General features: G+C 63.0%; 24 protein-coding genes. 12 read left to right on the forward strand and 12 right to left on the reverse strand.

Going from position 1 to position 23,156, the window contains the following annotated elements:
- Window positions 1-4: 4 nt before the first annotated feature.
- Both BLU39_RS08320 and BLU39_RS08325 read right to left on the reverse strand, forming a co-directional pair.
- Window positions 5-355 (reverse strand): AzlD domain-containing protein, encoded by a 351-nt coding sequence (locus BLU39_RS08320; RefSeq protein WP_092711819.1) that lies wholly within the window; start codon window positions 353-355, stop codon window positions 5-7.
- Window positions 348-1,082, reverse strand: coding sequence for an AzlC family ABC transporter permease (locus BLU39_RS08325; RefSeq protein WP_092711821.1), 735 nt, complete (start codon window positions 1,080-1,082; stop codon window positions 348-350). Before BLU39_RS08325 ends, BLU39_RS08320 begins: the two co-directional genes overlap by 8 nt.
- A gap of 258 nt (window positions 1,083-1,340) precedes the next feature.
- Between BLU39_RS08325 and BLU39_RS08330 the strand changes: the two genes are divergently transcribed.
- The 4 genes from BLU39_RS08330 (at window position 1,341) to BLU39_RS08345 (ending at window position 3,647) form a co-directional block, all read left to right on the forward strand.
- On the forward strand, window positions 1,341-1,535 hold the full coding sequence (locus BLU39_RS08330) for a zinc-finger domain-containing protein (protein ID WP_034746106.1): 195 nt from the start codon (window positions 1,341-1,343) through the stop codon (window positions 1,533-1,535).
- 72 nt (window positions 1,536-1,607) lie between these two features.
- Window positions 1,608-2,033, forward strand: coding sequence for a YybH family protein (locus tag BLU39_RS08335; protein WP_092711823.1), 426 nt, complete (start codon window positions 1,608-1,610; stop codon window positions 2,031-2,033).
- Window positions 2,033-3,058 carry a YheT family hydrolase gene (locus BLU39_RS08340; protein WP_092711825.1) on the forward strand — a complete coding sequence of 342 codons (1,026 nt, stop codon included), beginning with the start codon at window positions 2,033-2,035 and terminating at the stop codon, window positions 3,056-3,058. Before BLU39_RS08335 ends, BLU39_RS08340 begins: the two co-directional genes overlap by 1 nt.
- A complete protein-coding gene (locus BLU39_RS08345) occupies window positions 3,051-3,647 on the forward strand; it encodes a DUF2946 family protein (RefSeq protein ID WP_092711827.1) in 597 nt (198 codons plus the stop codon). The genes BLU39_RS08340 and BLU39_RS08345 overlap by 8 nt, the downstream gene beginning before the upstream one ends.
- Here the strand turns inward: BLU39_RS08345 and BLU39_RS08350 are convergent.
- Window positions 3,644-5,233: a beta-barrel assembly-enhancing protease gene (locus BLU39_RS08350; protein ID WP_092711829.1), complete on the reverse strand. Its 1,590-nt coding sequence runs from the start codon at window positions 5,231-5,233 to the stop codon at window positions 3,644-3,646. The two genes, BLU39_RS08345 and BLU39_RS08350, sit on opposite strands and share 4 nt — an antisense overlap.
- 153 nt (window positions 5,234-5,386) lie before the next feature.
- Between BLU39_RS08350 and moaC the strand changes: the two genes are divergently transcribed.
- Window positions 5,387-5,893: a cyclic pyranopterin monophosphate synthase MoaC gene (gene moaC, locus BLU39_RS08355; RefSeq protein ID WP_034746095.1), complete on the forward strand. Its 507-nt coding sequence runs from the start codon at window positions 5,387-5,389 to the stop codon at window positions 5,891-5,893.
- On the opposite strand, the gene BLU39_RS08360 is transcribed toward moaC, so the two are convergent.
- On the reverse strand, window positions 5,894-6,274 hold the full coding sequence (locus BLU39_RS08360; protein WP_092711831.1) for a DUF6713 family protein: 381 nt from the start codon (window positions 6,272-6,274) through the stop codon (window positions 5,894-5,896). It abuts the gene before it with no gap.
- A gap of 163 nt (window positions 6,275-6,437) precedes the next feature.
- Here BLU39_RS08360 and BLU39_RS08365 point away from each other — a divergent pair, with 163 nt between their 5' ends.
- The gene (locus tag BLU39_RS08365) at window positions 6,438-7,160 is read left to right on the forward strand and encodes a flagellar brake protein (protein ID WP_092711833.1); all 723 of its coding nucleotides are present in this window, start codon (window positions 6,438-6,440) and stop codon (window positions 7,158-7,160) included.
- A 21-nt stretch (window positions 7,161-7,181) separates the two neighbouring features.
- Here the strand turns inward: BLU39_RS08365 and BLU39_RS08370 are convergent, their stop codons facing one another.
- From BLU39_RS08370 to recA, 7 genes are all read right to left on the reverse strand, one after another.
- A complete protein-coding gene (locus BLU39_RS08370; protein ID WP_092711835.1) occupies window positions 7,182-7,646 on the reverse strand; it encodes a pilin in 465 nt (154 codons plus the stop codon).
- A gap of 213 nt (window positions 7,647-7,859) precedes the next feature.
- Window positions 7,860-8,741 (reverse strand): succinate--CoA ligase subunit alpha, encoded by an 882-nt coding sequence (gene sucD, locus BLU39_RS08375; RefSeq protein ID WP_034746085.1) that lies wholly within the window; start codon window positions 8,739-8,741, stop codon window positions 7,860-7,862.
- Between the two features lie 13 nt (window positions 8,742-8,754).
- A complete protein-coding gene (gene sucC, locus BLU39_RS08380; protein ID WP_092711837.1) occupies window positions 8,755-9,924 on the reverse strand; it encodes an ADP-forming succinate--CoA ligase subunit beta in 1,170 nt (389 codons plus the stop codon).
- A 76-nt stretch (window positions 9,925-10,000) separates the two neighbouring features.
- Window positions 10,001-10,561 (reverse strand): DUF2889 domain-containing protein, encoded by a 561-nt coding sequence (locus BLU39_RS08385; protein WP_092711839.1) that lies wholly within the window; start codon window positions 10,559-10,561, stop codon window positions 10,001-10,003.
- A 277-nt stretch (window positions 10,562-10,838) separates the two neighbouring features.
- On the reverse strand, window positions 10,839-12,377 hold the full coding sequence (locus BLU39_RS08390; protein ID WP_092711841.1) for a class I SAM-dependent methyltransferase: 1,539 nt from the start codon (window positions 12,375-12,377) through the stop codon (window positions 10,839-10,841).
- 155 nt (window positions 12,378-12,532) lie between these two features.
- Window positions 12,533-12,988 (reverse strand): recombination regulator RecX, encoded by a 456-nt coding sequence (recX, locus tag BLU39_RS08395; protein WP_092711843.1) that lies wholly within the window; start codon window positions 12,986-12,988, stop codon window positions 12,533-12,535.
- 203 nt (window positions 12,989-13,191) lie between these two features.
- Complete coding sequence (gene recA, locus BLU39_RS08400) at window positions 13,192-14,295, reverse strand: recombinase RecA (RefSeq protein WP_034746069.1); 1,104 nt, start codon at window positions 14,293-14,295, stop codon at window positions 13,192-13,194.
- A gap of 254 nt (window positions 14,296-14,549) precedes the next feature.
- Between recA and BLU39_RS08405 the strand changes: the two genes are divergently transcribed.
- The 5 genes from BLU39_RS08405 to BLU39_RS08425 all read left to right on the forward strand — a co-directional run bounded on the left by BLU39_RS08405 (window position 14,550) and on the right by BLU39_RS08425 (window position 20,498).
- Window positions 14,550-15,284 carry a response regulator gene (locus BLU39_RS08405; protein ID WP_034746066.1) on the forward strand — a complete coding sequence of 245 codons (735 nt, stop codon included), beginning with the start codon at window positions 14,550-14,552 and terminating at the stop codon, window positions 15,282-15,284.
- Window positions 15,281-16,828, forward strand: a complete 1,548-nt coding sequence (locus tag BLU39_RS08410; protein ID WP_254788925.1) for a sensor histidine kinase — start codon at window positions 15,281-15,283, stop codon at window positions 16,826-16,828. The genes BLU39_RS08405 and BLU39_RS08410 overlap by 4 nt, the downstream gene beginning before the upstream one ends.
- Entirely contained in the window at window positions 16,821-17,135 is a 315-nt protein-coding gene (locus BLU39_RS08415) for a DUF4212 domain-containing protein (RefSeq protein ID WP_092711845.1), read from the forward strand. Before BLU39_RS08410 ends, BLU39_RS08415 begins: the two co-directional genes overlap by 8 nt.
- Window positions 17,132-19,180, forward strand: a complete 2,049-nt coding sequence (locus BLU39_RS08420; RefSeq protein ID WP_092711848.1) for a sodium:solute symporter family protein — start codon at window positions 17,132-17,134, stop codon at window positions 19,178-19,180. Before BLU39_RS08415 ends, BLU39_RS08420 begins: the two co-directional genes overlap by 4 nt.
- Window positions 19,181-19,283: 103 nt before the next feature.
- Window positions 19,284-20,498, forward strand: coding sequence for a 6-phosphofructokinase (locus BLU39_RS08425; protein WP_070301051.1), 1,215 nt, complete (start codon window positions 19,284-19,286; stop codon window positions 20,496-20,498).
- Here the strand turns inward: BLU39_RS08425 and BLU39_RS08430 are convergent.
- Complete coding sequence (locus BLU39_RS08430) at window positions 20,495-21,280, reverse strand: IclR family transcriptional regulator (protein ID WP_232731221.1); 786 nt, start codon at window positions 21,278-21,280, stop codon at window positions 20,495-20,497. The two genes, BLU39_RS08425 and BLU39_RS08430, sit on opposite strands and share 4 nt — an antisense overlap.
- Before the next feature lie 212 nt (window positions 21,281-21,492).
- Between BLU39_RS08430 and BLU39_RS08435 the strand changes: the two genes are divergently transcribed.
- Window positions 21,493-23,109, forward strand: coding sequence for a GMC family oxidoreductase (locus tag BLU39_RS08435; protein WP_092711852.1), 1,617 nt, complete (start codon window positions 21,493-21,495; stop codon window positions 23,107-23,109).
- Window positions 23,110-23,156: the final 47 nt, after the last annotated feature.

A 23,156-nucleotide genomic window follows, 5' to 3' on the forward strand; every position in this document is an offset into this window, starting at 1 on the left:
TGCTTTACTGAAAAACATGCAACAGTCGCAAGCCCGTGAAAACCAGCATGCCGAAGACGATGGTTTGCAGCATATTGCGGCGGATCACGAAAAAGAGCGTGGCGGCAATCCCCGACAAGAGTTTCAAATTCGATAATTCAAAGTGCACTTGCTGCCCATCCATCAGCAGGTCGGGCGCGATGATGGCCGCCAGCGCGCAGGCTGGCGCATAGCGCAGCATCTCGCCCACGCGGCGCGGGATCGTGATGTGATGGCCGATCAGCCAGAAGGTGCTGCGCGTGGCGGCCGTTGCCACCACCAGCACGGCGATGGCGATCCACACGTCGGCCCGGCCCAAGTCGATGCCGTCAAACATGGCGTTTTGTCCATTTTTCTGTCAATTCTTCCACGGCCATGGCGCTGACCATGCCCACCACGACGGCTACCAGCAAGCCCAGCTTGTACGGCAGGCCGAAGGCCAGCACGGCCACCGCGCCCGCCACCAGCACGCCGCACAGGGCGGCGCGACTGAGGATCAGCGGCACCGTCACGCACAGGATCGCCAGGGTGCCGGCAAAGCCCAGCCCCCATTCGGCCGGCACGACGGCGCCCAGCACGATGCCGATGAAGGAACCGGTTTGCCAGGCCAGCCAGTTGGGATAGATCAAGCCTTTCAGGAAAGGCAGCTTGGCCGGGTCCGGCGTTTCATGGGGGTAGCGCTGCAGGAACAGGCCCACCGTGATGTCGCCGGCCACATAGCCGAGCGCAAAGCGCTGGCGCCACGGCAGATGGGCAAAATGGGGAGCCAGCAGCACGGAAAAGATGACAAACCGCAAATTGACGACGAGGGCCGTGGCAAAGATCACCCACACGGGCGCCTGCGCGGCCAGCAGGGGCAAGGACGCGAGCTGGGCCGAGCCGGCAAAGACAAGCAGGGTCATGGCGCCCGCCTGCGCCACCGTCAATCCGCTTTTCACCATGGCCACGCCCACCACCATGCCCCAGGCGGCAATGCCCAGCAAGGTGGGCGCGCCCAGGTTCAGGCCGGCGCGCCAGGCATCTTTCAGCAGGGCGTCGTCCTTGGCGGCCGGGACGGCGTTCACGCGGCGCTCCGGCGGAGAGAGTGTGGTAACTGCACAACAATGGTGCGCGGAGAAAAGCTCCGCAACGGTGATACCGGCAAGGCAAATCCAGTCAGGGTGGCGCTACGGCTGCCATATTGTCGCGAAAAACCGCGCCGCAGCCGAAGATGATCGAGCCGCCATTTTAGCCATGATTTTTGCTGTCTGCCTGAATCCGTTAAAATCGTGCTTTTGGCAGCAGCCGCCTTCCTTCCATACAGCCTCACGGAGCATGACAAGATGACAAAAACCACCCAGCCAGCGGTCGAACTCGACAGTAAAGACTTGCCAGCCCACTGCCCTAACCCGGCCATGCCGCTGTGGTCGTCGCATCCGCGCGTGTTCCTGGAATTTAACAAGGACGGCGTCGCCAAGTGCCCGTACTGCGGCACGGCCTACACGCTGAAGGAAGGCGCCAGCGCCGGCCATCATTAAACTGCCCAGCGGCGCGCCCCCAGCGCGCCGTTTTTATTTGCATCAAAATATACCGATCAGCCCGGAGCCGTCATGAAACGTCTGAAAGAACTCAATGGCAGCGCCGCCGAAGTCGAAGCGGCGTTCTACGATGCCTTGCACCGCGCCGACCTCGAAGCGCTGATGGCGCTGTGGGCCGACGATGAAGAGATCGTCTGCATCCACCCGGGCGGCGCGCGCCTGATCGGCCACGCCGCCATCCGCGCCTCGTGGGAAACCATCCTGGCCGCCGGCGGCCTGCACATCGTGCCGGCGCAGCTGCATGAAACGCACAATCTGATGAGTTCGGTGCACACGGTGATCGAAGGCGTGACCCAGGAAGAAGGCGGCCCGGCGCACCTGCTGGCAACGAATGTGTACGTAAAAACACCGCGCGGCTGGCGCATCGTGCTGCACCACGCCTCCGTCGCCCCCGGCGGCGCGCCGTCCGACGCCGCGGGGACGCAAATCCTGCACTGATGGCCTTGTCTCTTTCCTACACCGCCCCGCTGTGGCTGCCTGGCGGCCACGCGCAGACGATTTATCCCGCCGTGTGCCTCGCCAAGCCGGCCGTGGCCTTCCGACGCGAACGCTGGCAAGCGCCCGATGGCGATTTCATCGACGTCGACCTGGTCGACGGCCAGCCGGGCCAGCCCTTCGTCGTCCTGTTCCACGGCCTGGAAGGCTCGTCGAACAGCCATTACGCGCGCTCCCTGATGGCCGAGGTGGCCGCGCGCGGCTGGTCGGGCGCCGTGCCGCATTTTCGCGGCTGCTCGGGCGAAGCGAACCTGGCGCCCCGCTTTTACCATTCGGGCGATGCGCAGGAAGTGGACTGGATCGTGCAGCGCCTGCGCCCGCGCGCCACCGGAAAATTGTACGCGGCCGGCGTCTCGCTGGGCGGCAACGCCCTGCTGTGCTGGCTGGGCCAGTCGCAGCACCAGGCCGATTTCATCGATGCGGCAGCGGCCGTGTCCGCCCCGCTGGACCTGGCGCAGGGAGGCAAGGCCCTGTCTTCGGGCGCCAACCGGCTCTACACGCGCATGTTCCTGAACACCTTGAAACCGAAATGCCTGGCCAAGCTGGAACAGTTTCCCGGCCTGTTTGCGCGCGACGCCATGCTGGCCGCGCGCGATTTGCACGCCTTCGACAACGTCGTCACGGCGCCCCTGCACGGCTACCGCGACGCCGACGATTACTGGCACCGCGCCAGCGCCAAGCACGTCTTGCATGACATCACCGTGCCGACCCTGGTATTGAATGCGCAAAACGATCCTTTCCTGCCCGGGCGCTTCCTGCCGCGCAGCGCCGCGCCGAACGTCGCGCTCGAGTATCCGCGCCACGGCGGCCACGTCGGCTTTGCGGCCGGCAAGCTGCCGGGAAGCACACGCTGGCTGCCGCAACGGCTGCTCTCCTTTTTTGAAAACGGCAACATGGCGCCGTCCGCACCGCAAAGCTGGCACGCTGGCGGTGCACGCACTCACACGGAAAACGCTACACATGGATGAACTCGTCAAACAGGCCCTGGCCAAATGGCCGAACGTGCCCCACTGCTACGGCTGGCTGGGCCTGGACGCGCGCGGCCACTGGCGCATGCGCGACCAGCAGGCGCAACAGCAACAACTGCCCGGCGACAAGATCGTCCATGCGGCCCTGTTGAATTTCATCAACCGCAATTACGCCCAGGACGAACGCGGCTGCTGGTTTTTCCAGAACGGCCCGCAGCGCGTGTATGTGAATCTGGAAGCGACGCCGTATATCGCCCGCAGCGATCCGCAGCACGGTTTTGTCTTGCAGACGGGTGCGCCGCTGGAACAGATCGAGCAAGTGTATTGGTGCGACGACGGCATGCTGATCTTGCGCCATGGCGATATCGTGGCGCAGGTCGACGACCGCGACATTTCGCAAGTGTTGGACGCGCTGTATTTCGATGGACAGCTGGCCAGCGACGACGACTTGCTGACCTGGCTGCAAGAACGCCGGGGCACGCTGACCCTATTGCATGACGGCAAGGAGATCGCCGTCCAGCCGCTGCGCTACGATGACGTGCCGCAAACCTTCGGCTTCCAGCCGGTGCCGCAAGCCGATACGGACTAGCCCTTCTGGTCCTTGATCTGCTCGCGGCGCTTTTCCTGCAGCTCGCGCTCGCGCGCGTCGATCACGGCCTGGTCATAAAAGGTCGCGTCCGTCGATTTGCGGGCGATCGTCAGCTGGTCCAGCGCAGCCATGGTGGCGCCCTGCAGCACGTAGGATTCGGCCAGCGCCATGTGCTGCAAGGTCATCTTGCCCTGGTCCGCATAGGCTTTTGCCAGTAAATCGTAGAGTTCCGGCTCTTCCTTGTAGAGCTGCACCTGGTCACGCAAATACAAGGTCGATTGCTCCAGCTTGCCGGCCGCCATCAGCGCTTCCGCATACTGGTGGGCAATGCCGCGCGAGAGGGGAAACTGCTGGCGCGCAGCATCGGCCGCCTTCAGGGCTTGCTGCGCCACTTCCTTCTTTTGTGCCGGCATCAACAGCACTTCCAGTTCCATCGCCGCCAGCAGGGAATTGGGCGCCTGCGTGCCGCCCGAGGTAAACACGTTCGGTCCGGCCGGCTGGTGCAGGGCCGCATTGGCCGCATCGAGTTCCTTTTGCGCCTCCGCCGGCTTGCCCTGCTTGACGGCGACAAAGGACAAGCCGTAATGGGCGGCCGTCACCTGAAAGCGGCTTTGCTGTTCCAGCTGCGTCTTGAAAACAGCCTTGGCATTCAGCAGGCCTTGCACGCTTTCATCCTGCAGCACGCGGGCGCGCGCCCGGGCCAGGTGGAAACTCAGGCTGTCCGCCCGCTGCTTGTAAGGCTGTTCGCGGATGCGCGCCTGGATGTCGGCGATACGTTCCGTCGTCAGCGGATGGGTCTGCAGATAGGCGGGCATCAGGTCGCTGTACGAGCGGCTGGCAGCCTGCATGCGCCCGAAGAAGGCCACCATGCCGGTGGTATCGAAACCGGCCTCGCCCATGATCTGGAAACCGATGCGGTCCGCCTCGCGTTCCGCGTCGCGGCCGAAATTGAGCTGGCGCTGGATGGCCAGGCCCTGGCCGGCGGCAAACACGCCCATGGCCACGTCGCCGCCCGCGCGCGACGCGAGCGCCGCCAGCAGCATGGCCGCCAGCGGCATCAAGGCATCCTGGCGCTGCTGGCCCAGCATGCGCGCGATATGGCGCTGCGCCACGTGGCCGATCTCGTGCGACAGCACGGACGCCAGTTCCGCCTCCGTTTGCGCCGCCAGCACGAGGGCCGAGTGCACGCCGATGAAGCCGCCCGGCAAGGCAAACGCGTTCAACTGGGGATCGCGCACGGCAAAGAAGAAATAGTCGTAATTCGTTTCGCCGCGCACGCTCGGCCGCGCCGCCACGAGGGCGTTGCCGAAGGTGTTCAGGTACTCGAGCAAGGGCGCGTCATCGAGGTAATCGCGGTCGCCGCGCAGGCCCCGCATGATTTCCTCGCCGATCTTGCGCTCCATCGCCGGCGACAGGTCTTCGCGCGACGTATCGCCCAGGTTCGGCAGGTTCGGCGCGGGCGGCACGGGCAGTTGCGTCCAGCTGCCGGCCGGCTTGGCCGGCGCACTGGCAGCCGGCACCGCTGGCGCGGACGTATAGGTTTGCGCCAGCGCAGACGGCACTGCGACGCAGAAGGCGGCCAGCACCGACGCGCGCCGGGAGCCGCGCAGCCATGCCGCAGCGGCGTTTGCAAGTATGGTCGGAAGGGGAGTTTTTGAATTCACGGGTGCTATCATACCTTGTTAGCGGCACCCATTCCCACGCGTGCCGCGCCCCACTCCTCACCTATTTTTGACGCCATGACAACAGCAGACAAGCAAGCCCCCGCCGGAGAACTGACCCATTTCGACGCCACGGGCCAGGCCCATATGGTCGACGTGGGCAGCAAGGAAGACACGCGCCGCAGCGCCGTGGCGGCCGGCACCATCCGCATGCAGCCGGCCACCCTGGCCCTGATCATTTCCGGCAATGCAAAAAAAGGCGACGTGCTGGGCATCGCCCGCATCGCCGCCATCATGGGCGCCAAGCGCACGAGCGACCTGATTCCCCTGTGCCACCCGCTGGCCCTCACGCGCGTCACCGTCGACTTTGAAGTGGACGAAGCGGCCAACAGCGTGCACTGCCGCGCCCAGGTCGACACCACGGGCAAGACGGGCGTCGAAATGGAAGCGCTGACGTCCGTGCAAATCGGCTTGTTGACGATCTACGACATGTGCAAGGCCGTCGACCGCGGCATGGTGATGACGAATGTGCGCGTGCTGGAAAAGCATGGCGGCAAGTCGGGCGATTGGCACGCCGAGGTGTAACTATGCTGCCTGGCGCGCAAGATGAATCTGGGCGCGGCGCAAGTCGCGCAGCAGCCACACGGCACTGGCCAGGCACAGCGCGATGATGGCCACGCACAGGGGCAGGTGGAATTGTTCCAGCCCTGCCAGTGCGAAGCCGGCGTGGATCAGGAAGGTGCCCACGCCCAGCGCGACGCAGACACCCGCATACAGGGTCGCCTGCGGGGTTGCCAGCAATACGTGCCGGTAGCCAACCAGCACCAGGGCAATCGCCGCCAGGTTAAACACGAGAAAGCCCTGCACGCCGCCCGGCAAATGAAACATTTCCCATTCTTTCCAGTAGGCAGCGTCGATTTGATGCAGGATGAGGAACAACATGGTCCAGAAGTAGCTGCGCGGCATAAGATTCACATTCGTCAATGTTGATCCCATTGTAAAGCGTGCACCACGCCCCTGCATGTGCCCATGGCATTTTTCTATGCAAAAATGAATTTCATTGATATAAATGCTTTTTCATCAAGAAATCATGCATACTGCGAATCGACCATATCCAGATGAGCATCGCATGACAAGCAACAAGCCCGCCGCCGAAACCAAGCTCCAGGACTTCGAGTTCGAGGCCATGAATCTGCAGGTGGGCGGACGCATCCAGTTCATCACGCACCGCACCATCAAACCCATCCAGCATTTCTCGACCGTGATCGGCTATGTGAAAGACGAGTATTTGATCGTCAAGATTCCCATGGAAAACGGCGCTGCGATCGTGCTCAACGAGGGCGACAAGCTGACCATCCGCGTATTTTCCGGCGTCACCGTCTGCTCGTTTTCCTGCAGCGTGCTGCGCATCTTCGGCCGTCCGCTCAATTATGTGCACCTGAGCTTTCCCGACGCCATCCAGGGCACCAGCCTGCGCACGGCCATGCGCGTGAAAGTGGAGATTCCAGCGCAGCTGAGCTACCGCGACGTGCCGGCCGTGCCCGTGTTCATCGTCAACCTCAGCGTCTCGGGCGCGCTGATCGAGGCGCCCAGCATGCTCACGCCCGACGACGAAGGCGTGGCACTGAGCTTTACCTTGCTGGTGCAACCGAACAAGCATCAGATGCGCGTCAACACGCGCGCCCGCATCCAGAACGTCAGCGTGGGCAAGCCGTCCAATGGCCATGCGGCCGGGGTGGCCGAAATCTATACGTATGGCGTGCAATTCATCGACCTGGAACCGACCCATTACACCTTGCTGCAAAACCTCACGTATGAAGCGCTGATCGCGGACCGGCAAAAAATCGTCTGATGCCGGCGCGGCAGGCGCCGCTCACTGCGTCGCCACCACCTTGGGAATATTCGTGCGGGTAATGGCCTCCTTGGCCGCCGCATTCGTCACGCTGGTGCTGTTGAACCAGCTCAAGCTGCTGCTGCCGAGCTGCAACTCCATGTTCACCGTCTGGCCGCCCATGCCGCTGCCCAGGTCGCCCGCCAGGGTCAGCTCGATATTGCCCTTGTCGACCTTGGCGCCGGCCACTTCGCGCGTCGGACTGAACAAGGGAATGGCGCTGGGCACGGCCTCGGTGGGGGTGCTGCAGGCAGCCGCCAGGCCGCCGTTTTCCTGCACGCACAGGGCCACGGCCGTTTTCAGCGGCGCGGCCGCCGCCAGCACGTTGCTGACCTTGGCCCGCATCGTATAGTCGCCGTACTGGGGAATGGCCACGGCCGCCAGGATGCTGGCGATGGCCACCACGATCATCAGTTCTATCAGGGTAAATCCGCTTTGCGCGCGCATCGTATCCTCCCATGGTGCATTGCTCACGCAGTTCACGGTGCAAGCGCCATGCCAGCGGCGCGCCCGGGCGGCGGCGGTGGCAGTGGAAAGAAAAGCGACACTTTTTGACAGTTTCGGACCAGGCTTGTCGGCCCAGGCCGGGAATCTGCCTGTCTTGCGGGCAAAAAAAAGGAGCCGAAGCTCCTTTTTTGTACTGCGGTGACCAGGCTGAAATTACAGCATGGCTTTCAGCAGACGCGCCATTTCCGACGGGTTTTTGGTCACGGTGATGCCGCAAGCTTCCATGATTTCCAGCTTGGCTTGTGCCGTATCGGCACCGCCCGAGATCAGCGCGCCGGCGTGGCCCATGCGCTTGCCTGGAGGAGCGGTTACGCCAGCGATGAAGCCAACGACCGGTTTTTTCATGTTGTCTTTGATCCAGTAAGCCGCGTTGGCTTCGTCCGGACCACCGATTTCGCCGATCATGATGACCGCGTCGGTATCTGGATCGTCATTGAACATCTTCATGATGTCGATGTGCTTCAGACCGTTGATCGGGTCGCCGCCGATGCCGACTGCCGACGATTGGCCCAGGCCCAGCGCGGTCAATTGACCCACTGCTTCATAGGTCAGGGTGCCCGAACGCGACACCACGCCGATACGGCCCTTCTTGTGGATGTGACCTGGCATGATGCCGATCTTGATTTCGTCTGGCGTGATCAGGCCTGGGCAGTTAGGGCCCAGCAGCAAGGTTTTGCTGTTGGCTTTGGCCATGCGGTCTTTCAGGGCCATCATGTCGCGGACAGGAATGCCTTCGGTGATGCAAATGGCCAGATCCATTTCAGCTTCGACAGCTTCCCAGATCGCCGCTGCCGCGCCTGCTGGCGGTACGTAGATCACGGAAACGTTGGCGCCGGTTTCTTTTTTCGCTTCGGTCACGTTAGCGAAAATAGGAATGCCTTCGAAATCTTCGCCGGCTTTCTTCGGGTTCACGCCTGCCACGAAGGCAGCTTTGCCGTTCGCGTAGTCGCGGCAACCGCGGGTGTGGAACTGGCCGGTCTTGCCGGTGATCCCTTGGGTAACGACTTTGGTATCTTTATTGATCAGAATGGACATGTTGATTCCTTAATTAAGCTTGACCGGCAGCAGCGGCAACGACGCTCTTGGCTGCATCTTCCATGGTGTCGGCTGCGATGATAGGCAGACCGGAATCGGCCAGCATCTTTTTGCCCAGGTCTTCGTTGGTGCCCTTCATGCGCACGACCAGTGGCACGTTCAGCGAGACGGCTTTCACTGCGGCGATGACGCCTTCAGCGATCACGTCGCAACGCATGATGCCGCCGAAAATGTTCACCAGGATGGCTTTCAGGCCTGGGTTTTTCAGCATGATCTTGAACGCTTCGGTGACTTTTTCTGCCGTGGCGCCGCCGCCGACGTCCAGGAAGTTGGCTGGCTCGCCGCCGAACAGCTTGATGGTGTCCATGGTAGCCATGGCCAGGCCGGCGCCGTTCACCAGGCAACCGATGTTGCCGTCGAGCGAAATGTAGGCCAGGTCGAATTTCGACGCTTCGATTTCAGCTGGATCTTCTTCGTCCAGATCGCGCAGGGCGACGATTTCCGGATGACGGAACAGGGCGTTCGGGTCAAAGTTGAACTTGGCGTCCAGGGCGATGACTTTGCCGCTGCCGGTAACGATCAGCGGGTTGATCTCGGCCAGCGAGCAATCGGTTTCCCAGTACGCTTTGTACAGGCCTTGCAGGTTGGCGCGGGCGTCGGCGATCGAACCGGCAGGCACGCCGATCTTGGCGGCGATGTCGTCTGCCTGGGCATCGGTCAGGCCCGTGCCTGGATCGATGGTGACGTGGTGGATCTTCTCAGGGTGGCTCTCGGCCACTTCTTCGATGTCCATGCCGCCTTCGGACGATGCCATCAGGACGATTTTCTGGGTAACGCGGTCGGTGACCAGCGAAACGTACAGTTCTTGCTTGATGTCGGCGCCTTCTTCCACCAGCAGGCGGTTGACTTTCTGGCCTTCGGCGCTGGTCTGATGCGTGATCAGCTGCATGCCCATGATCTGGTCAGCGTATTCCTTGACCTGTTCCATCGATTTTGCCACTTTCACGCCGCCGCCCTTGCCGCGGCCACCTGCGTGGATCTGCGCCTTGACGACCCATACCGGGCCGCCCAGGGTTTCCGCAGCCTTGACGGCTTCTTCGACGGACATGCACGGAATACCGCGTGGTACCGTCACTCCGTGCTGCCGGAGGATTTCTTTGGCTTGATACTCATGGATTTTCATGCTGGCTTCCCTTCTGATACTGATTTGTAAAAATACGGTTAGTGGTGCAAAAAAAACAGGAAAAACAGCGCCGGGGTCACGCTTTGGCTACCCAGCGCGGGTAATACTGTGCAACCGCCCCGCCATCGGTGCGCAGGGCGTGGCATTTGTCGAGTTGAAACGGCTTTTCATGCGGCAAATCAGCATTCTCACCGTCGCGGGTCGACCAGACATCGCCGGCAAATGCCTGAACCGTCGCAGTCGGCAAGACTTGCGCCAGTTCCGTCAAATGGGTACAGCCGGCGATTCCCGCCAGGCGCTGTTTCAAGTCGCGGCGGAAATTCTTCAATAAATTCAGACCGATCAGCGCCCGGTAAGCGGGGCCGATGGTATCGCAAAAACCGGGATAGGGCACGGCATCGGAGGCAGCTTCGGCCTCGACAATGGTCAGTTCGCGATCGACGGTAATGCGCAGGTGGAGGTCATGCAGAGGGGCGCCGGCGGGACGGGGGCCGGAGGCCAGGGTCGCGTCATAGCTTTTGATGTCGGTGATATGGGCGTCAATATCCCACAGGCCGTCGTCGCGCACATACGCTTGGACGTCGATAACGCGGGAGTGCCGTAGGGCGCGCCGGGATACGGGAGTTGACAGGGGCATAAGACCGATGCCGCTTGCGCGGCCATAATTAGTAAGCAGCCATGTGCCTAAAGCACTCTGTTCGCAGCTTCTACGAACAGCAACCGCACCTGCGGCGCCGCAAAAACCCTAAAAGTGTAGCACACAGGGCGCTAGTTGCGCCGCAACATAATTTTTTATTGGTCTTGCCGCCCGCCGCAAATCATTAACAGAAATTGCAAAGTGAATGACTACCATTCAGAATTCAAATAACTGATGTCGGGCATGCAAGCGCCGGCAGCCTGGCCGGCGCCGCGCTTCAATCGGCCACCCCCAGTGCACGCAAAACGGGCAAGGTGCGCGCGGAAAAATACTGTGCGTGCGCCAGCAGTTCGGCCAGGTTTTCCTCTTCCGTCAGCAAGGGCTGCCCGTCCTTCGTCAGCAATTGCTCCAGGCGCAGCAGCACCGGCCACGTCGCATGCACACACTCTTGCGGCGTTGAGCAACCTTGCTGTTTTGCCCACAGGAACAGTTGTTGTAAATGCGATACAACCACGCCACCGCCCGTCAGGGGGCTGGCAAGGACGTGCAAATCGGTTCTTGCCAGTGCTTGCTCCAGCAAGTGCGCATTCAGGCGCGCCGTTTGCGGCCGCGCCACGGCGACATCGGCCTCGTCCTGGACGGCAAGCACGCTGCCTTTGCTGACCAGCACCAGCATGACCTGCAGCAGGGCGGCCAGGCTCGCTTCAGTGCCATCCAGTTGCTGCTCCAGTTCGCCTATCGTGTACACGCGATGGTCGGCCATGGCGTCAAGCACGGGCGCATACACGCGCTCGTCCATATCGGCGTCGCCCAGTACGCCATGCACGCTCAACACCACTTCGTCGCGGGGCACGGCCAGCATCACGCGCACGGCCCGCAAGGCGCTGGCCTGGGCCAACGGCGTCAGCCTGCGCGCGCCCTTGACCCAGTAATCCTTGCGGAACTGTTCGTTGACAAGGAAGGCGCGCGTCGTCTCGCGGAAGATGGGATCGGGTATCTCGGCCAGGAATTGCTGGTGCTCGGCCGTCAGGTTCAGCATGTCGACCAGAGCGGTATAGTTGGCGGACGCGACGAACTCGAGCTTGGCCTCGCCCAGCATGGCAGCGACGCTGGAAAAAGCCATGGGCTGCCAGTCGGCATTGAAATACTCATGGGCAAGATAATGTCCATCCATCGCCTTGAGCTTGTCGAAGCGGTCCGCCAGCTGCGGGTTGGCGTCCAGATAGCGCGGTTGCACGGCGATCATCCGCTCGACGAAATCGATGGCGCCGTCGACTCTGGCCAGCACGCCCTGGCCCGGGGCGCTCATGACGCGGCTATGTTCGGCCAGCAAGTCGCGCATCGGCATCATTGCGGCCCAGCCTGGCTGCGTGTTGTAGCTGATGAAGGCGACACCGCCGACTTTCAGCTTGCGCCGCAGGAAGTCGACGATCAGCGCGCGATTTTCCGCCGAAACCCAGCTCCAGATTCCGTGCAGGCAGATGAAGTCGAAATCGGGCAAGTCGTCGCGGCGGCAAAACTGCGCGAACGATTCGTCCGTAAATTGCGCGCCGGCGCCGGCCGCGCTGGCCAGCTCCTGCGCAAAGGCGGCCTGGGACGGATTGAAATCATTGCCATGCCAGCGCGTGGCGGACGCCGCCGCATGGATGTTGGCGCTGACGCCCTGACCAAAGCCCAGTTCGCAAGCCGTGCCGCTGGCCGGCAAGGCCAGGCCGGCGGCCAGCAGGGGCAGCCGCAGGCGTAGAGGATTCAATTCTTCGTAATAGCCATAGGTATAGGCAATTTCGGCCATATAGCCGGCATTCCAGTTGCTCATCTCGATCCTGTCACGGTCAGGGGACTGTACGCATCGCACAGCGTTCGAGCGCCAGCATACCCGATCGCGCGGCGTCGCCATACGGGAAACAGACGGCGTTTGAAAGCGCAGTTCGTGGCGGCACGGCGAAGGCGGCCGGCGCGCCCTGGCCGGCCTTATTCCTCGTCGGGCTCCAGCCCCTTCAAGGCCACCTGTACGGCGCGCTGGGAAAAGCCGCGCTGCATCAGGAAGCGCATCTGCTTGCTGCGCTGCTCGGCGTCCTGCGCCACTTGCCCGAACTTGCGGCGCCATACGTCGCAGGCGCGCGCAACTTCGCCTTCGGCCAGGCCCGCCTTGAGTTCCTGCAGCGCTTCGCCGCCGATGCCATGGCTTTGCAACTCCGCCATGATGCGGCTGTTGCCGAAGCGGGCCGAGCGGCGGTGGATCAGCGACTCGGAAAAGCGCTCCTGCGACAGCCAGTTGGCTTGCTCCAGGCTGTCGAGCAAGGCTTCCACGTCATCGCCCTCCTGCGCATGGCGCTGCAGCTTGCGCCGCAATTCCATGCGGCTGTGTTCGCGCATCGACAAAAAGCGTAGCGCCCTGCCCTTCAGGCTTAGTTGTACTGCGGCCATACACCCACCTTGTCTTTCATTCCACGATCACGTCACCCAAACACAATCGCCGCCCGGCGCAACAGCGCGGGACGGCGATCATGGTCCTACCTTGCGGCAAGCCATGCGTAGGTCGGATTAGGCCCCTTGGGCCGTAATCCGACAACATTGTTGACGTCTGTGGCGTTGTCGGATTACGCGCGGCTTTGCCGCGCTAATCCGACCTACTCTGGCTTGGCTTCCGCAGCCTTGGCAGCCTTGTCGGCGGCTTTATCGGCTTTTTCCGGCTTTTCAGCAGCCAGCGGCGGCAGTTCGCGCACGCCCAGCGAAGCGCGGACCTTGTTTTCGATTTCGCGGGCCAGCGCCGGACGCTCTTGCAGGAAGGCGCGGGCGTTGTCCTTGCCCTGGCCGATGCGTTCGCCGTTGTAGCTGTACCACGAGCCGGATTTTTCCACGATCTTGGCATCCGAGCCCAGGTCCAGGATTTCGCCTTCGCGCGAAGTGCCTGCGCCGTACAAGATATCGAAGTGCGCTTCCTTGAACGGTGGCGCGATCTTGTTCTTGACGACCTTGACCTTGGTTTCGTTGCCGATCACTTCATCGCCGGACTTGATCGAGCCGGTGCGGCGGATATCGAGGCGCACGGAGGCGTAGAATTTCAGCGCATTGCCGCCCGTGGTTGTTTCCGGGCTGCCGAACATCACGCCGATCTTCATGCGGATCTGGTTGATGAAGATGACCAGGGTATTGGTGCGGTTGATGGAGCCGGTCAGCTTGCGCAGGGCTTGCGACATCAGGCGCGCTTGCAGGCCTGGCAGGGAATCGCCCATGTCGCCTTCGATCTCGGCGCGTGGCGTCAGCGCGGCCACGGAGTCGATGACGACGAGGTCGACGCTGCCCGAACGCACGAGGGCGTCGCAGATTTCCAGTGCCTGCTCGCCCGTGTCCGGTTGCGAGATCAGCAATTCGTGCAGGTTCACGCCCAGCTTTTGCGCGTAACCGACGTCCAGCGCATGCTCGGCGTCGATAAAGGCGCACGTGCCGCCCAGTTTTTGCATTTCGGCGATGGTTTGCAGGGTCAAGGTGGTTTTACCCGACGATTCCGGACCGTAGATTTCCACCACGCGGCCGCGCGGCAAGCCGCCCACGCCCAGCGCGATATCGAGGCCGAGCGAACCGGTCGACACGACTTGCACTTCTTCGATCGGTGCGCTGGCATCCATGCGCATGACCGAACCTTTGCCAAACTGCTTCTCGATCTGCGCCAGTGCGGCGGCGAGCGCCTTGGCTTTTTCCGATGCGGGTACTACAGCTTTTTTATCGTCCATATGTTCTTTCAGCCGTTCTACAGTTGCGGATTCGCGTGACGCATCTACGTGAACCGTGCAGCCTGCGATAGCGCCAGTGGGTTAAATTCTTTACACAGACAGTACTGTATAAAAAAACAGTGATCAATGCAAGCGGAACGTGGATTTGTTTTGAAACAGATCAATACAACCGCGGATTTTCATAAAAATTCGCCACCTTGCGGAAAATGAAACACAATACAAGCTTCTACCGCCGCAAGCATAGGAAGTGCACCATGCGTATTTTACTTGCCGAAGATGACAGCGTGCTGGCCGATGGCCTGACCCGCTCGCTGCGCCAGTCCGGTTATGCGATCGACTACGTCAAGACGGGCCAGGAGGCCGATACGGCCCTGTCCACCCAGGAATTCGACTTGCTGATCCTCGACCTGGGCCTGCCGAAAATGTCCGGACTGGAAGTGCTGCGCCGCCTGCGCGCGCGCGCCTCGCTGCTGCCCGTGCTGATCCTGACGGCCGCCGATTCCATCGAACAACGCGTCAATGGCCTCGACCTCGGTGCCGATGATTATATGGCCAAGCCGTTCGCCTTGTCGGAACTGGAGGCAAGAGTGCGCGCCCTGACGCGCCGCGGCGCCGGCGGCGGCGCCACCATCATCAAGCACGGCCCTCTCAGCTACGACCAGGTAGGGCGCAGCGCCTACATCAACGACCAGATGCTCGACCTGTCGGCGCGCGAATTGGGCTTGCTGGAAATCTTGCTGGGCCGCACCGGCCGCCTCGTGTCGAAAGAGCAGCTGGTCGACCATCTGTGCGAATGGGGCGAGGAAGTGTCGAACAACGCCATCGAAGTGTATGTGCACCGCCTGCGCAAGAAGATCGAGGTGGGCGGCGTGCGCATCGCCACCGTGCGCGGCCTCGGCTATTGCCTGGAAAAATACTCGGAAGCGGCGCGCCTGAACGCCGAAGCGGGCGAGTCGGCAAGCCCTGCCAGCGGACCCGCCAGCAAGTGAAGGCGCGCGAGGCGCCAGCGGACGATCCGGACGACGACGACTGGTTCGAGCCGCCCACCACGGAGCAGGACGACACCATCGAGCACTCGCTGTTCGGCGAAATCCTCGACTGGATGCTGGCGCCCCTGCTGCTGCTGTGGCCGATGAGCATCGCCATCACCTATCTGGTGGCCAAGGGCATCGCCAATCAGCCGTTCGACCATGCGCTGGAAGACAGCGTGACGGTGCTCACGCAGCAGGTCAAGCAGGCGGACGGCGCCATGCTGCGCCGCGCGCCCGACAAGAACGAAAAGGGCAGCAATAATAACGGACGCGACTTGCTGCGCGGCGACGATGTCGACACCCTGTATTACCTGGTGGTGGGCCCGCGCGGCGAATACCTGGCCGGCGACCGCGATTTGCCGCCGCCGCAGGACCCCGACAAATACCGCAGCGGCATGGTGCTGTTTCGCAACGACACCATCCACGGCACGCCCGTGCGCGTGGCGTTCAGCTATCTCGACATTCCTTCCGGCAACGACGATGAGCAAAGCCGCGCGCTGGTGCAAGTGGCGGAAACCCTGGAAAAGCGCGCCCAGCTGGCCAATGAAATCATCAAGGGCGTGATCTTGCCGCAGTTCATCATCCTGCCCGTGATCCTGGCCCTCGTCTGGTTTGCCCTGGCGCGCGGCCTGTCGCCGCTGGCGCAATTGCAGGAACGCATACGCGCGCGGCCGCCCGACGATCTATCTCCCATCGAATCGGGCCAGGTACCCGAGGAAATCACGCCGCTGGTCGGTTCGCTCAACGAGATGCTGGCGCGGCTGTCGCTGTCGATCGACATGCAGAAACGCTTCATCGCCGACGCGGCGCACCAGATGAAGACGCCGCTGGCCGGCATGCGCATGCAGTCCGAACTGGCCCTGCGCCAGACCGACCACGATGAAATCCACCGCTCGCTGCTGCAACTGGCGAAAAGTTCGGAAGCGGCCACGCGCCTGGTCAACCAGTTGCTGGCCCTGGCGCGCGCGGAAAACCAGCCGCAGGCGGGCACGGCGTTCGAACCGATCGAGCTGAGCGAACTGGCGCGCGGCGTGGTGCAGGACTGGGTGCAAGCCTCGTTTGCCCAGCATATCGACCTGGGCTTCGAACAGCCCGCGTATTCGATCATGATTTCCGGCAATGCCATGATGCTGCGCGAGCTGCTGAGCAACCTGATCGACAATGCCCTGCGCTACACGCCGACGGGCGGCAGCGTCACGGTGCGCGTGCGCAGCACCCTGGAACTGGCCATCCTGGAGGTGGAAGATACGGGCCCAGGCATCGCGCCGGCCGAGCGGGCCCACGTGTTCGAGCGCTTTTACCGCATTCTTGGCAGCAATGTGGACGGCAGCGGCCTGGGCCTGGCCATCGTGCGCGAGATTGCCCAGCAGCACGGCGCGGAAGTCGATATTTTCAACAATCCGCGCGCGCAGTCGCCGAAACTGCCGGGCACCCTGCTGCGCCTGAGCATCGCCCTGCTGTTGCCGGAGGCGCCAGAAGAGGATGACATCACGTATGGATAAGCCGAGCCCACCCGTTTCTCCGCCGCGGCCATCGCACGCGCCCAGCCCCGAGCTGCAGGCGCGCCGCGATATCCACTGGCGCAAGACGCGGCGCCTGACGGCCATCCTGTTGCTGGTCTGGCTGCTGACGGGCTTCCTGACCGTGTTCTATGCGCGCGAGCTGCTGCACCTGAACCTGTTCGGCTGGCCCCTGCCCTTCTATATGGCGGCCCAGGGCGCCTCGCTCGTGTACCTGGCCATCATCGCCTTCTATGCCTGGCGCATGCGGCGCCTGGACCGCGACTTCCATGCCGAGGAGCGAGCATGAGCGGCCAGCGCAGCTTCTTTGCCCGGCTGAGCCGCTACTACCTGCTGTTTACGGCCGGTTTCGCCGCCTTCCTGCTGGCCTTGTCCGTGCTGGAACAGGAAGGCATGCCGCGCGCGTGGATAGGCTATCTGTTCATGCTCGTCACCATCACCCTGTACGCCACCATCGGCGTCATCAGCCGCACCTCGAACGTCACCGAATACTATGTGGCGGGGCGCCGGGTGCCGGCCATGTTCAACGGCATGGCCACGGCCGCCGACTGGATCTCGGCCGCCAGCTTCATCAGCCTGGCCGGCGGCCTGTACCTGAACGGCTTCGACGGCCTGGCCTTCATCATGGGCTGGACGGGCGGCTATTGCCTGGTGGCGCTATTGATCGCGCCCTACCTGCGCAAGTTCAGCCAATACACGATTCCCGATTTCCTCGCCGCCCGCTACGGCAGCGGCACCGACAAGCGGGGCGCCAGCGTGCGCGTGGTGGCCGTGGCCGCCACCATCATCGTGTCGTTTACCTATGTGGTGGCGCAGATCTACGCCGTCGGCCTGATCGCCTCGCGCTTCACAGGCGTGGATTTTTCCGTCGGCATCTTCCTGGGCCTGGCCAGCATTCTCGTGTGCTCCTTTCTGGGCGGCATGCGCGCCATCACGTGGACGCAGGTGGCCCAATACATCATCATCCTCGTCGCCTTCCTGATTCCCGCCATGTGGCTGTCGGTCAAGCATGCGGACAATCCCGTGCCGCAGATCGCCTATGGCAAGGTGCTGACGCAGCTGAGCGCGCGCGAACACGTGCTGGAAACGGACCCGAAAGAAAACGAAGTGCGCGCCATCTTCCGCCAGCGCGCGCAAAGCTACCAGGCGCGCATCGATGGCTTGCCCGCTTCCTGGGAGCAAGGCCGCCTGGCGGCCCAGCGCCAGCTCGACAGTTTGCGCCAGCGCAATGCCTCGCTGTTCGACATCCGCAACGCGGAGCGCTACCTGATCGCCTATCCGAAGAGTCCGGACGAGGCACGCGTGCTGTGGCAGGCGGCGCAGGCGCAGAACCAGAAACGCGCCGAGCCCATCATTCCGCACGCGCAGCCGTTTCCCGCCGCCGACCGCGAGCAGTCCGACATCAAGCGCAACAATTTCCTGGCCCTCGTATTCTGCATGATGCTGGGCACTGCCGCCCTGCCGCACATCCTCATGCGATCGTACACCACGCCTTCCGTGCACGACACGCGCGTGTCCGTGTTCTGGACCCTGTTCTTCATCCTGTTGATCTATCTCACGATTCCCGCGCTGGCCGTGCTGGTCAAGTACGATATCTACTCGGCGCTCGTGGGCACGCAATATGCGAACCTGCCCACGTGGGTGTCGTACTGGGCCAATGTGGACAAGCTCAGTCCGCTGATCAGCATCGTCGACGTCAACCGCGACGGCATCGTGCAACTGGCGGAAATTTCCATCGACGCCGACGTGCTGGTGCTGGCCACGCCCGAGATCGCCGGCCTGCCCTACGTGATTTCCGGCCTGGTGGCGGCCGGCGGCCTGGCCGCCGCCCTGTCGACGGCCGATGGCTTGCTGCTGGCCATCTCGAACGCCCTGTCGCATGACATCTATTACAAGGTGGTCGACCCCAGCGCTTCGACGCAAAAGCGCGTGACGATTTCAAAATTGCTGCTGCTGGCCGTGGCCTTCATCGCCGCCTATGCAGCCTCGCAAAAGCCGGCCGACATTTTGTCGCTGGTGGGCGTGGCCTTTTCCCTGGCCGCCTCAACCCTGTTCCCGCCACTGGTGCTGGGCGTCTTCTGGCAACGCGCCAATTACCAGGGCGCGCTGGCCGGCATGCTGACGGGCTTTGGCGTATGCCTGTACTACATGCTGCACACGAGCACCATGCTGGGCGGCAATGCCAGCGGTCAATGGTTCCACATCGCGCCCATTTCCGCCGGCATCTTCGGCGTGCCGGCCGGCCTGGCCACCGCCGTGCTGGTCAGCTGGCTGACGCCGGCGCCGGGACGCCGCAGCACGGGGCTGGTCGAGCATATCCGGGCGCCGGAATAAAAGCGCAGCGAGGACTGGCTGAGATAGAACACATAGCGGAAAAGACAGCGTCCCGGCAAAAAAGGAGTAGGCTGGAAGGCCGTTCCATTTACGAGGAAATCCCATGCCGTCTGGAAAAATTCTTGTTGCCCAGGGAGGCGGTCCGACCGCCGTCATCAACCAGTCGCTGGTGGGCGTGGTGCTCGAATCGCGGCGCTTCCAGCACGTCACGCGCGTGTATGGCGCGCTGCACGGCGTGCGCGGCATCGTCAATGAAGAATTCGTCGATCTGACGCAGGAAACCAGCCATAACCTGGAACTGGTGGCCGCCACGCCGTCCTCTGCCCTCGGCTCCACGCGCGACAAGCCCGACATCGCCTACTGCCAGCAAATCTTCGAAGTGCTGCGCGCGCACGAGATCGAACATTTCTTTTATATCGGCGGCAACGACTCGTCCGACACGGTGCGCATCGTCAGCGAGGAAGCGCACAAGGCCGGCTATCCGCTGCGCTGCATCCACATCCCGAAAACCATCGACAACGACCTGGTCGGCAGCGACCACACGCCGGGCTTTCCCTCGGCCGCGCGTTTCGTCGCGCAAGCGTTCGCCGGCGCCAACCTCGACAACGCGGCCTTGCCCGGCGTGTACGTGGGCGTCGTGATGGGTCGTCACGCGGGCTTCTTGACGGCCGCCTCGGCGCTGGGCAAGAAGTTCCCCGACGATGGCCCGCACCTGATCTACCTGCCCGAGCGCGTCTTCGTGCTGGAACAGTTTCTTGCCGACGTGAAGGCAACGTATGAAAAATATGGCCGCTGCGTGATCGCCGTCTCGGAAGGCATCCACGACGCCTCGGGCGAGCCGATCGCCAGCCTGCTGGCGAAAGAAGTCGAACGCGATGCGCACGGCAATGTGCAATTGTCGGGCACGGGCGCGCTGGCCGACCTGCTGTGCGACGAAATCAAGGCCAAGCTCGGCATCAAGCGCGTGCGCGGCGATACCTTCGGCTATCTGCAGCGCTCCTTCATCGGCTGCGTTTCCGACGTCGACCAGCGCGAAGCCCGCGAAGTGGGCGAAAAGGCCGTGCAGTTCGCCATGTGGGGCGACCGCGACGGCTCAGTCGCCATCAAGCGCACGGGCTTTTATTCCGTCGATTACGAACTGCTGCCATTGACGGAAGTGGCGGGCAAGACGCGCACCATGGAAGACGAGTTCATCAGCGCCAGCGGCACGGACGTCACCGATGCGTTCAGGCTGTATCTGCGACCGCTGCTGGGCTCGGGCATGCCCGATGCCTTCCGCCTGCGCGCCGCGAAAGTGGCGAAGGTCCTGAAACCCTAGCTGGACTCCGCCAGCAACAGCGGCCGCAGCTTGACGGCCGCCTCCTTGAGCTGGGGCACGTGCTGCATCAGCTGCTCCACGGATTTGCGCGCCACGGGCGCGTGGCAGGCGACGGCCGCCACGATGCGTCCGTCGGCCGCGCAGATGGGCACGGCCACGGCCACCATGCCGTGCACGAATTCCTCATCATCGATGCCGATGCCCAGGCGGGCGATGCGCACGATTTCGCGCTCGAGCAATGCCGGGTCCGTGATGCTTTTCGGCGTGCGCGCTTCCAGCCCCAGCATGGCCAGCAATTCGCGCCGCTCAAGCAAACTCATGTGCGCCAAAAACAGCTTGCCGCTGGCCGTGCAATGCATGGGCGCGCGGCTGCCCAGCACCAAATGCAGACGTAGCGCTTCCTGCGTTTCCACCCTGTCCACGTAGACGATGGCATTACCTTCGGGAATGGCCAGATTGCACGTCTCGCCCGTGACGGCCACCAGGCTGCCCAGGATGCTGCGGCTCACGCGGATCAGGGCATTGTTGCGCAAGGTCGCCAGCGCCAGGTTGGTCGAGGCGGCACCGGGCACATAGCCGCGTCCCACGGGCGTGCGCAGCACATAGCCGTGCTGCTCCAGGGTATCGAGCAAACGCATCATGCTGGCCTTGGGCACTTGCATGCGCGCGGCCAGCTGCGAGAGGGTCAGGGGCTGGCTGGCGCTGGCCAGATGCTCGATCAGCCTCAGCACGCGCAATCCCCGCGCCTCGTCGCCATGGCTGGCCGTTGTGCCGGTCTCCACTTGACCACCTTCTACGGCCTCGCCCGGCCGTTTTTGAAACGCATCATGCATGTTCTGTTTCACCTCTCGCGTATGCGGCTGTTTCCGCTTGTCCCGGTGCTGCACGTCTTTTATAAATGGAACCAGACGTTCCAAAAATAATCAATAAAGACCAGTGTATCGCAAAAACCGCCCGCCGAGGCGGCGCGATACCGCAACGCAGGAGACAAGCAATGTTGCAAACACACTACGATTACATCGTTGTCGGCGCCGGTTCCGCCGGCTGCGTGCTGGCCAACCGCCTGTCGCACGACAGCCGCAACCAGGTACTGCTGCTGGAAGCGGGCGGCAAGGACAACAATCCCTGGATACACGTGCCGGTCGGCTATTTCAAGACCATGCACGACCCCAAGCTGGACTGGTGCTATCGCACGGAAGCGGACGCCGGCATCGCCGGGCGCCAGTTGCAATGGCCGCGCGGCAAGGTGCTGGGCGGCTCCAGCTCGCTCAACGGCTTGCTGTACGTGCGGGGCCAGAAGGAAGATTACGACCGCTGGGCCGAACTGGGCAATGCAGGCTGGAGCTATGCCGAAGTGCTGCCCTACTTTAAAAAGTCGGAAGACCAGGAACGCGGCGCCAGCGATTACCACGGCGTGGGCGGTCCGTTAAAGGTGTCGGACCTGCGGCTGCGCCGTCCCATCGCCGAACACTTTATTGCCGGCGCCACGGAAAGCGGCATCCCCTTCAATGCCGATTACAACGGCGCCACGCAGGAAGGCGTGGGCTACTTCCAGCAGACGGCCAGCAAAGGCCTGCGCTGGAGCACGGCAAAAGCCTTCCTGCGGCCGGCCCGCAAGCGCGTCAACCTGCGCGTGGAAGTGCGCGCGCAAATCACGCGCGTGCTGTTCGAGGGCAAGCGCGCCGTCGGCATCGAGTATCGGCAGGATGGCCAGCTGCGCCAGGCGCGCGCCAGCGGCGAAGTGATTTTATGCGCGGGCGCCATCGGCTCGCCGCAAATCCTGCAATGCTCGGGCGTGGGACCACGCGCCCTGCTCGAGGAAGTGGGCGTGCCGCTGGTGCACGATCTGCCCGGCGTGGGACAGAATTTGCAAGACCATCTGCAAATCCGCCTCGTCTTCAAGACGCGGCTGAAAACCCTGAACGATGAAGTCAACAGCCTGTGGGGCAAGCTGTGGGTAGGCATGCAATATGTGTTTTCCCGCTCGGGACCGTTGACCCTGGCGGCCAGCCAGGTGACGGTGTTTACGAAGTCGTCGCCCGAGGTGGAGCGGCCCGACATCCAGTTCCACATGCAGCCGCTGAGCGCCGACAAGCCGGGCGAAGGCGCGCATCCGTTTTCCGCCTTCACCTCGTCCGTATGCCAGCTGCGCCCGCACAGCCGCGGCCACGTGTCGATCAAGTCCGCCGATCCGTTTGCGTATCCGGGCATCTACCCGAACTACCTGTCCGACCCGCGCGACCAGCAAACGGCGATCGCGGCCCTGCGCGTGGCCCGAAAAATCGCCGCCGCCCCGTCGCTGGCGCCGCACATCATTGCCGAGTTCGTGCCCGGCCCGCAGTTCCAGAGCGATGAGGAACTGCTGGACGCGGCGCGGCGCTTCAGCCAGTCGATCTATCACCCGAGCGGTACCTGCAAGATGGGCCACGACGCCATGGCCGTCGTCGACGAGCGCCTGCGCGTGCACGGCATGCGGAACCTGCGCGTGGTCGATGCGTCGATCATGCCGGAAATCGTCTCGGGCAATACGAACGCGCCCACCATCATGATCGCCGAAAAAGCGGCCGACATGATCCTGGCGGACGCCGTGCGCCTGCCCAAGGCTGCCTAGTCAGCTCCCCATTCCACCTCACCCAGGAGGATGCCAGCGGCGGGCGG

Origin of the sequence: Janthinobacterium sp. OK676, from assembly GCF_900103595.1 — a bacterium.
Lineage (GTDB): Bacteria > Pseudomonadota > Gammaproteobacteria > Burkholderiales > Burkholderiaceae_D > Janthinobacterium.

What these genes read in the sequence shown, in the direction of transcription:
- BLU39_RS08320 (WP_092711819.1), bottom strand. Translation starts at nt 355, where the DNA reads ATGTTTGACGGCATCGACTTGGGCCGGGCCGACGTGTGGATCGCCATC.
- BLU39_RS08330 (WP_034746106.1), top strand. Translation starts at nt 1,341, where the DNA reads ATGACAAAAACCACCCAGCCAGCGGTCGAACTCGACAGTAAAGACTTG.
- BLU39_RS08335 (WP_092711823.1), top strand. Translation starts at nt 1,608, where the DNA reads ATGAAACGTCTGAAAGAACTCAATGGCAGCGCCGCCGAAGTCGAAGCG.
- BLU39_RS08340 (WP_092711825.1), top strand. Translation starts at nt 2,033, where the DNA reads ATGGCCTTGTCTCTTTCCTACACCGCCCCGCTGTGGCTGCCTGGCGGC.
- BLU39_RS08345 (WP_092711827.1), top strand. Translation starts at nt 3,051, where the DNA reads ATGGATGAACTCGTCAAACAGGCCCTGGCCAAATGGCCGAACGTGCCC.
- moaC (WP_034746095.1), top strand. Translation starts at nt 5,387, where the DNA reads ATGACAACAGCAGACAAGCAAGCCCCCGCCGGAGAACTGACCCATTTC.
- BLU39_RS08360 (WP_092711831.1), bottom strand. Translation starts at nt 6,274, where the DNA reads ATGCCGCGCAGCTACTTCTGGACCATGTTGTTCCTCATCCTGCATCAA.
- BLU39_RS08365 (WP_092711833.1), top strand. Translation starts at nt 6,438, where the DNA reads ATGACAAGCAACAAGCCCGCCGCCGAAACCAAGCTCCAGGACTTCGAG.
- BLU39_RS08370 (WP_092711835.1), bottom strand. Translation starts at nt 7,646, where the DNA reads ATGCGCGCGCAAAGCGGATTTACCCTGATAGAACTGATGATCGTGGTG.
- sucD (WP_034746085.1), bottom strand. Translation starts at nt 8,741, where the DNA reads ATGTCCATTCTGATCAATAAAGATACCAAAGTCGTTACCCAAGGGATC.
- sucC (WP_092711837.1), bottom strand. Translation starts at nt 9,924, where the DNA reads ATGAAAATCCATGAGTATCAAGCCAAAGAAATCCTCCGGCAGCACGGA.
- BLU39_RS08385 (WP_092711839.1), bottom strand. Translation starts at nt 10,561, where the DNA reads ATGCCCCTGTCAACTCCCGTATCCCGGCGCGCCCTACGGCACTCCCGC.
- BLU39_RS08390 (WP_092711841.1), bottom strand. Translation starts at nt 12,377, where the DNA reads ATGAGCAACTGGAATGCCGGCTATATGGCCGAAATTGCCTATACCTAT.
- recX (WP_092711843.1), bottom strand. Translation starts at nt 12,988, where the DNA reads ATGGCCGCAGTACAACTAAGCCTGAAGGGCAGGGCGCTACGCTTTTTG.
- recA (WP_034746069.1), bottom strand. Translation starts at nt 14,295, where the DNA reads ATGGACGATAAAAAAGCTGTAGTACCCGCATCGGAAAAAGCCAAGGCG.
- BLU39_RS08405 (WP_034746066.1), top strand. Translation starts at nt 14,550, where the DNA reads ATGCGTATTTTACTTGCCGAAGATGACAGCGTGCTGGCCGATGGCCTG.
- BLU39_RS08415 (WP_092711845.1), top strand. Translation starts at nt 16,821, where the DNA reads ATGGATAAGCCGAGCCCACCCGTTTCTCCGCCGCGGCCATCGCACGCG.
- BLU39_RS08420 (WP_092711848.1), top strand. Translation starts at nt 17,132, where the DNA reads ATGAGCGGCCAGCGCAGCTTCTTTGCCCGGCTGAGCCGCTACTACCTG.
- BLU39_RS08425 (WP_070301051.1), top strand. Translation starts at nt 19,284, where the DNA reads ATGCCGTCTGGAAAAATTCTTGTTGCCCAGGGAGGCGGTCCGACCGCC.
- BLU39_RS08435 (WP_092711852.1), top strand. Translation starts at nt 21,493, where the DNA reads ATGTTGCAAACACACTACGATTACATCGTTGTCGGCGCCGGTTCCGCC.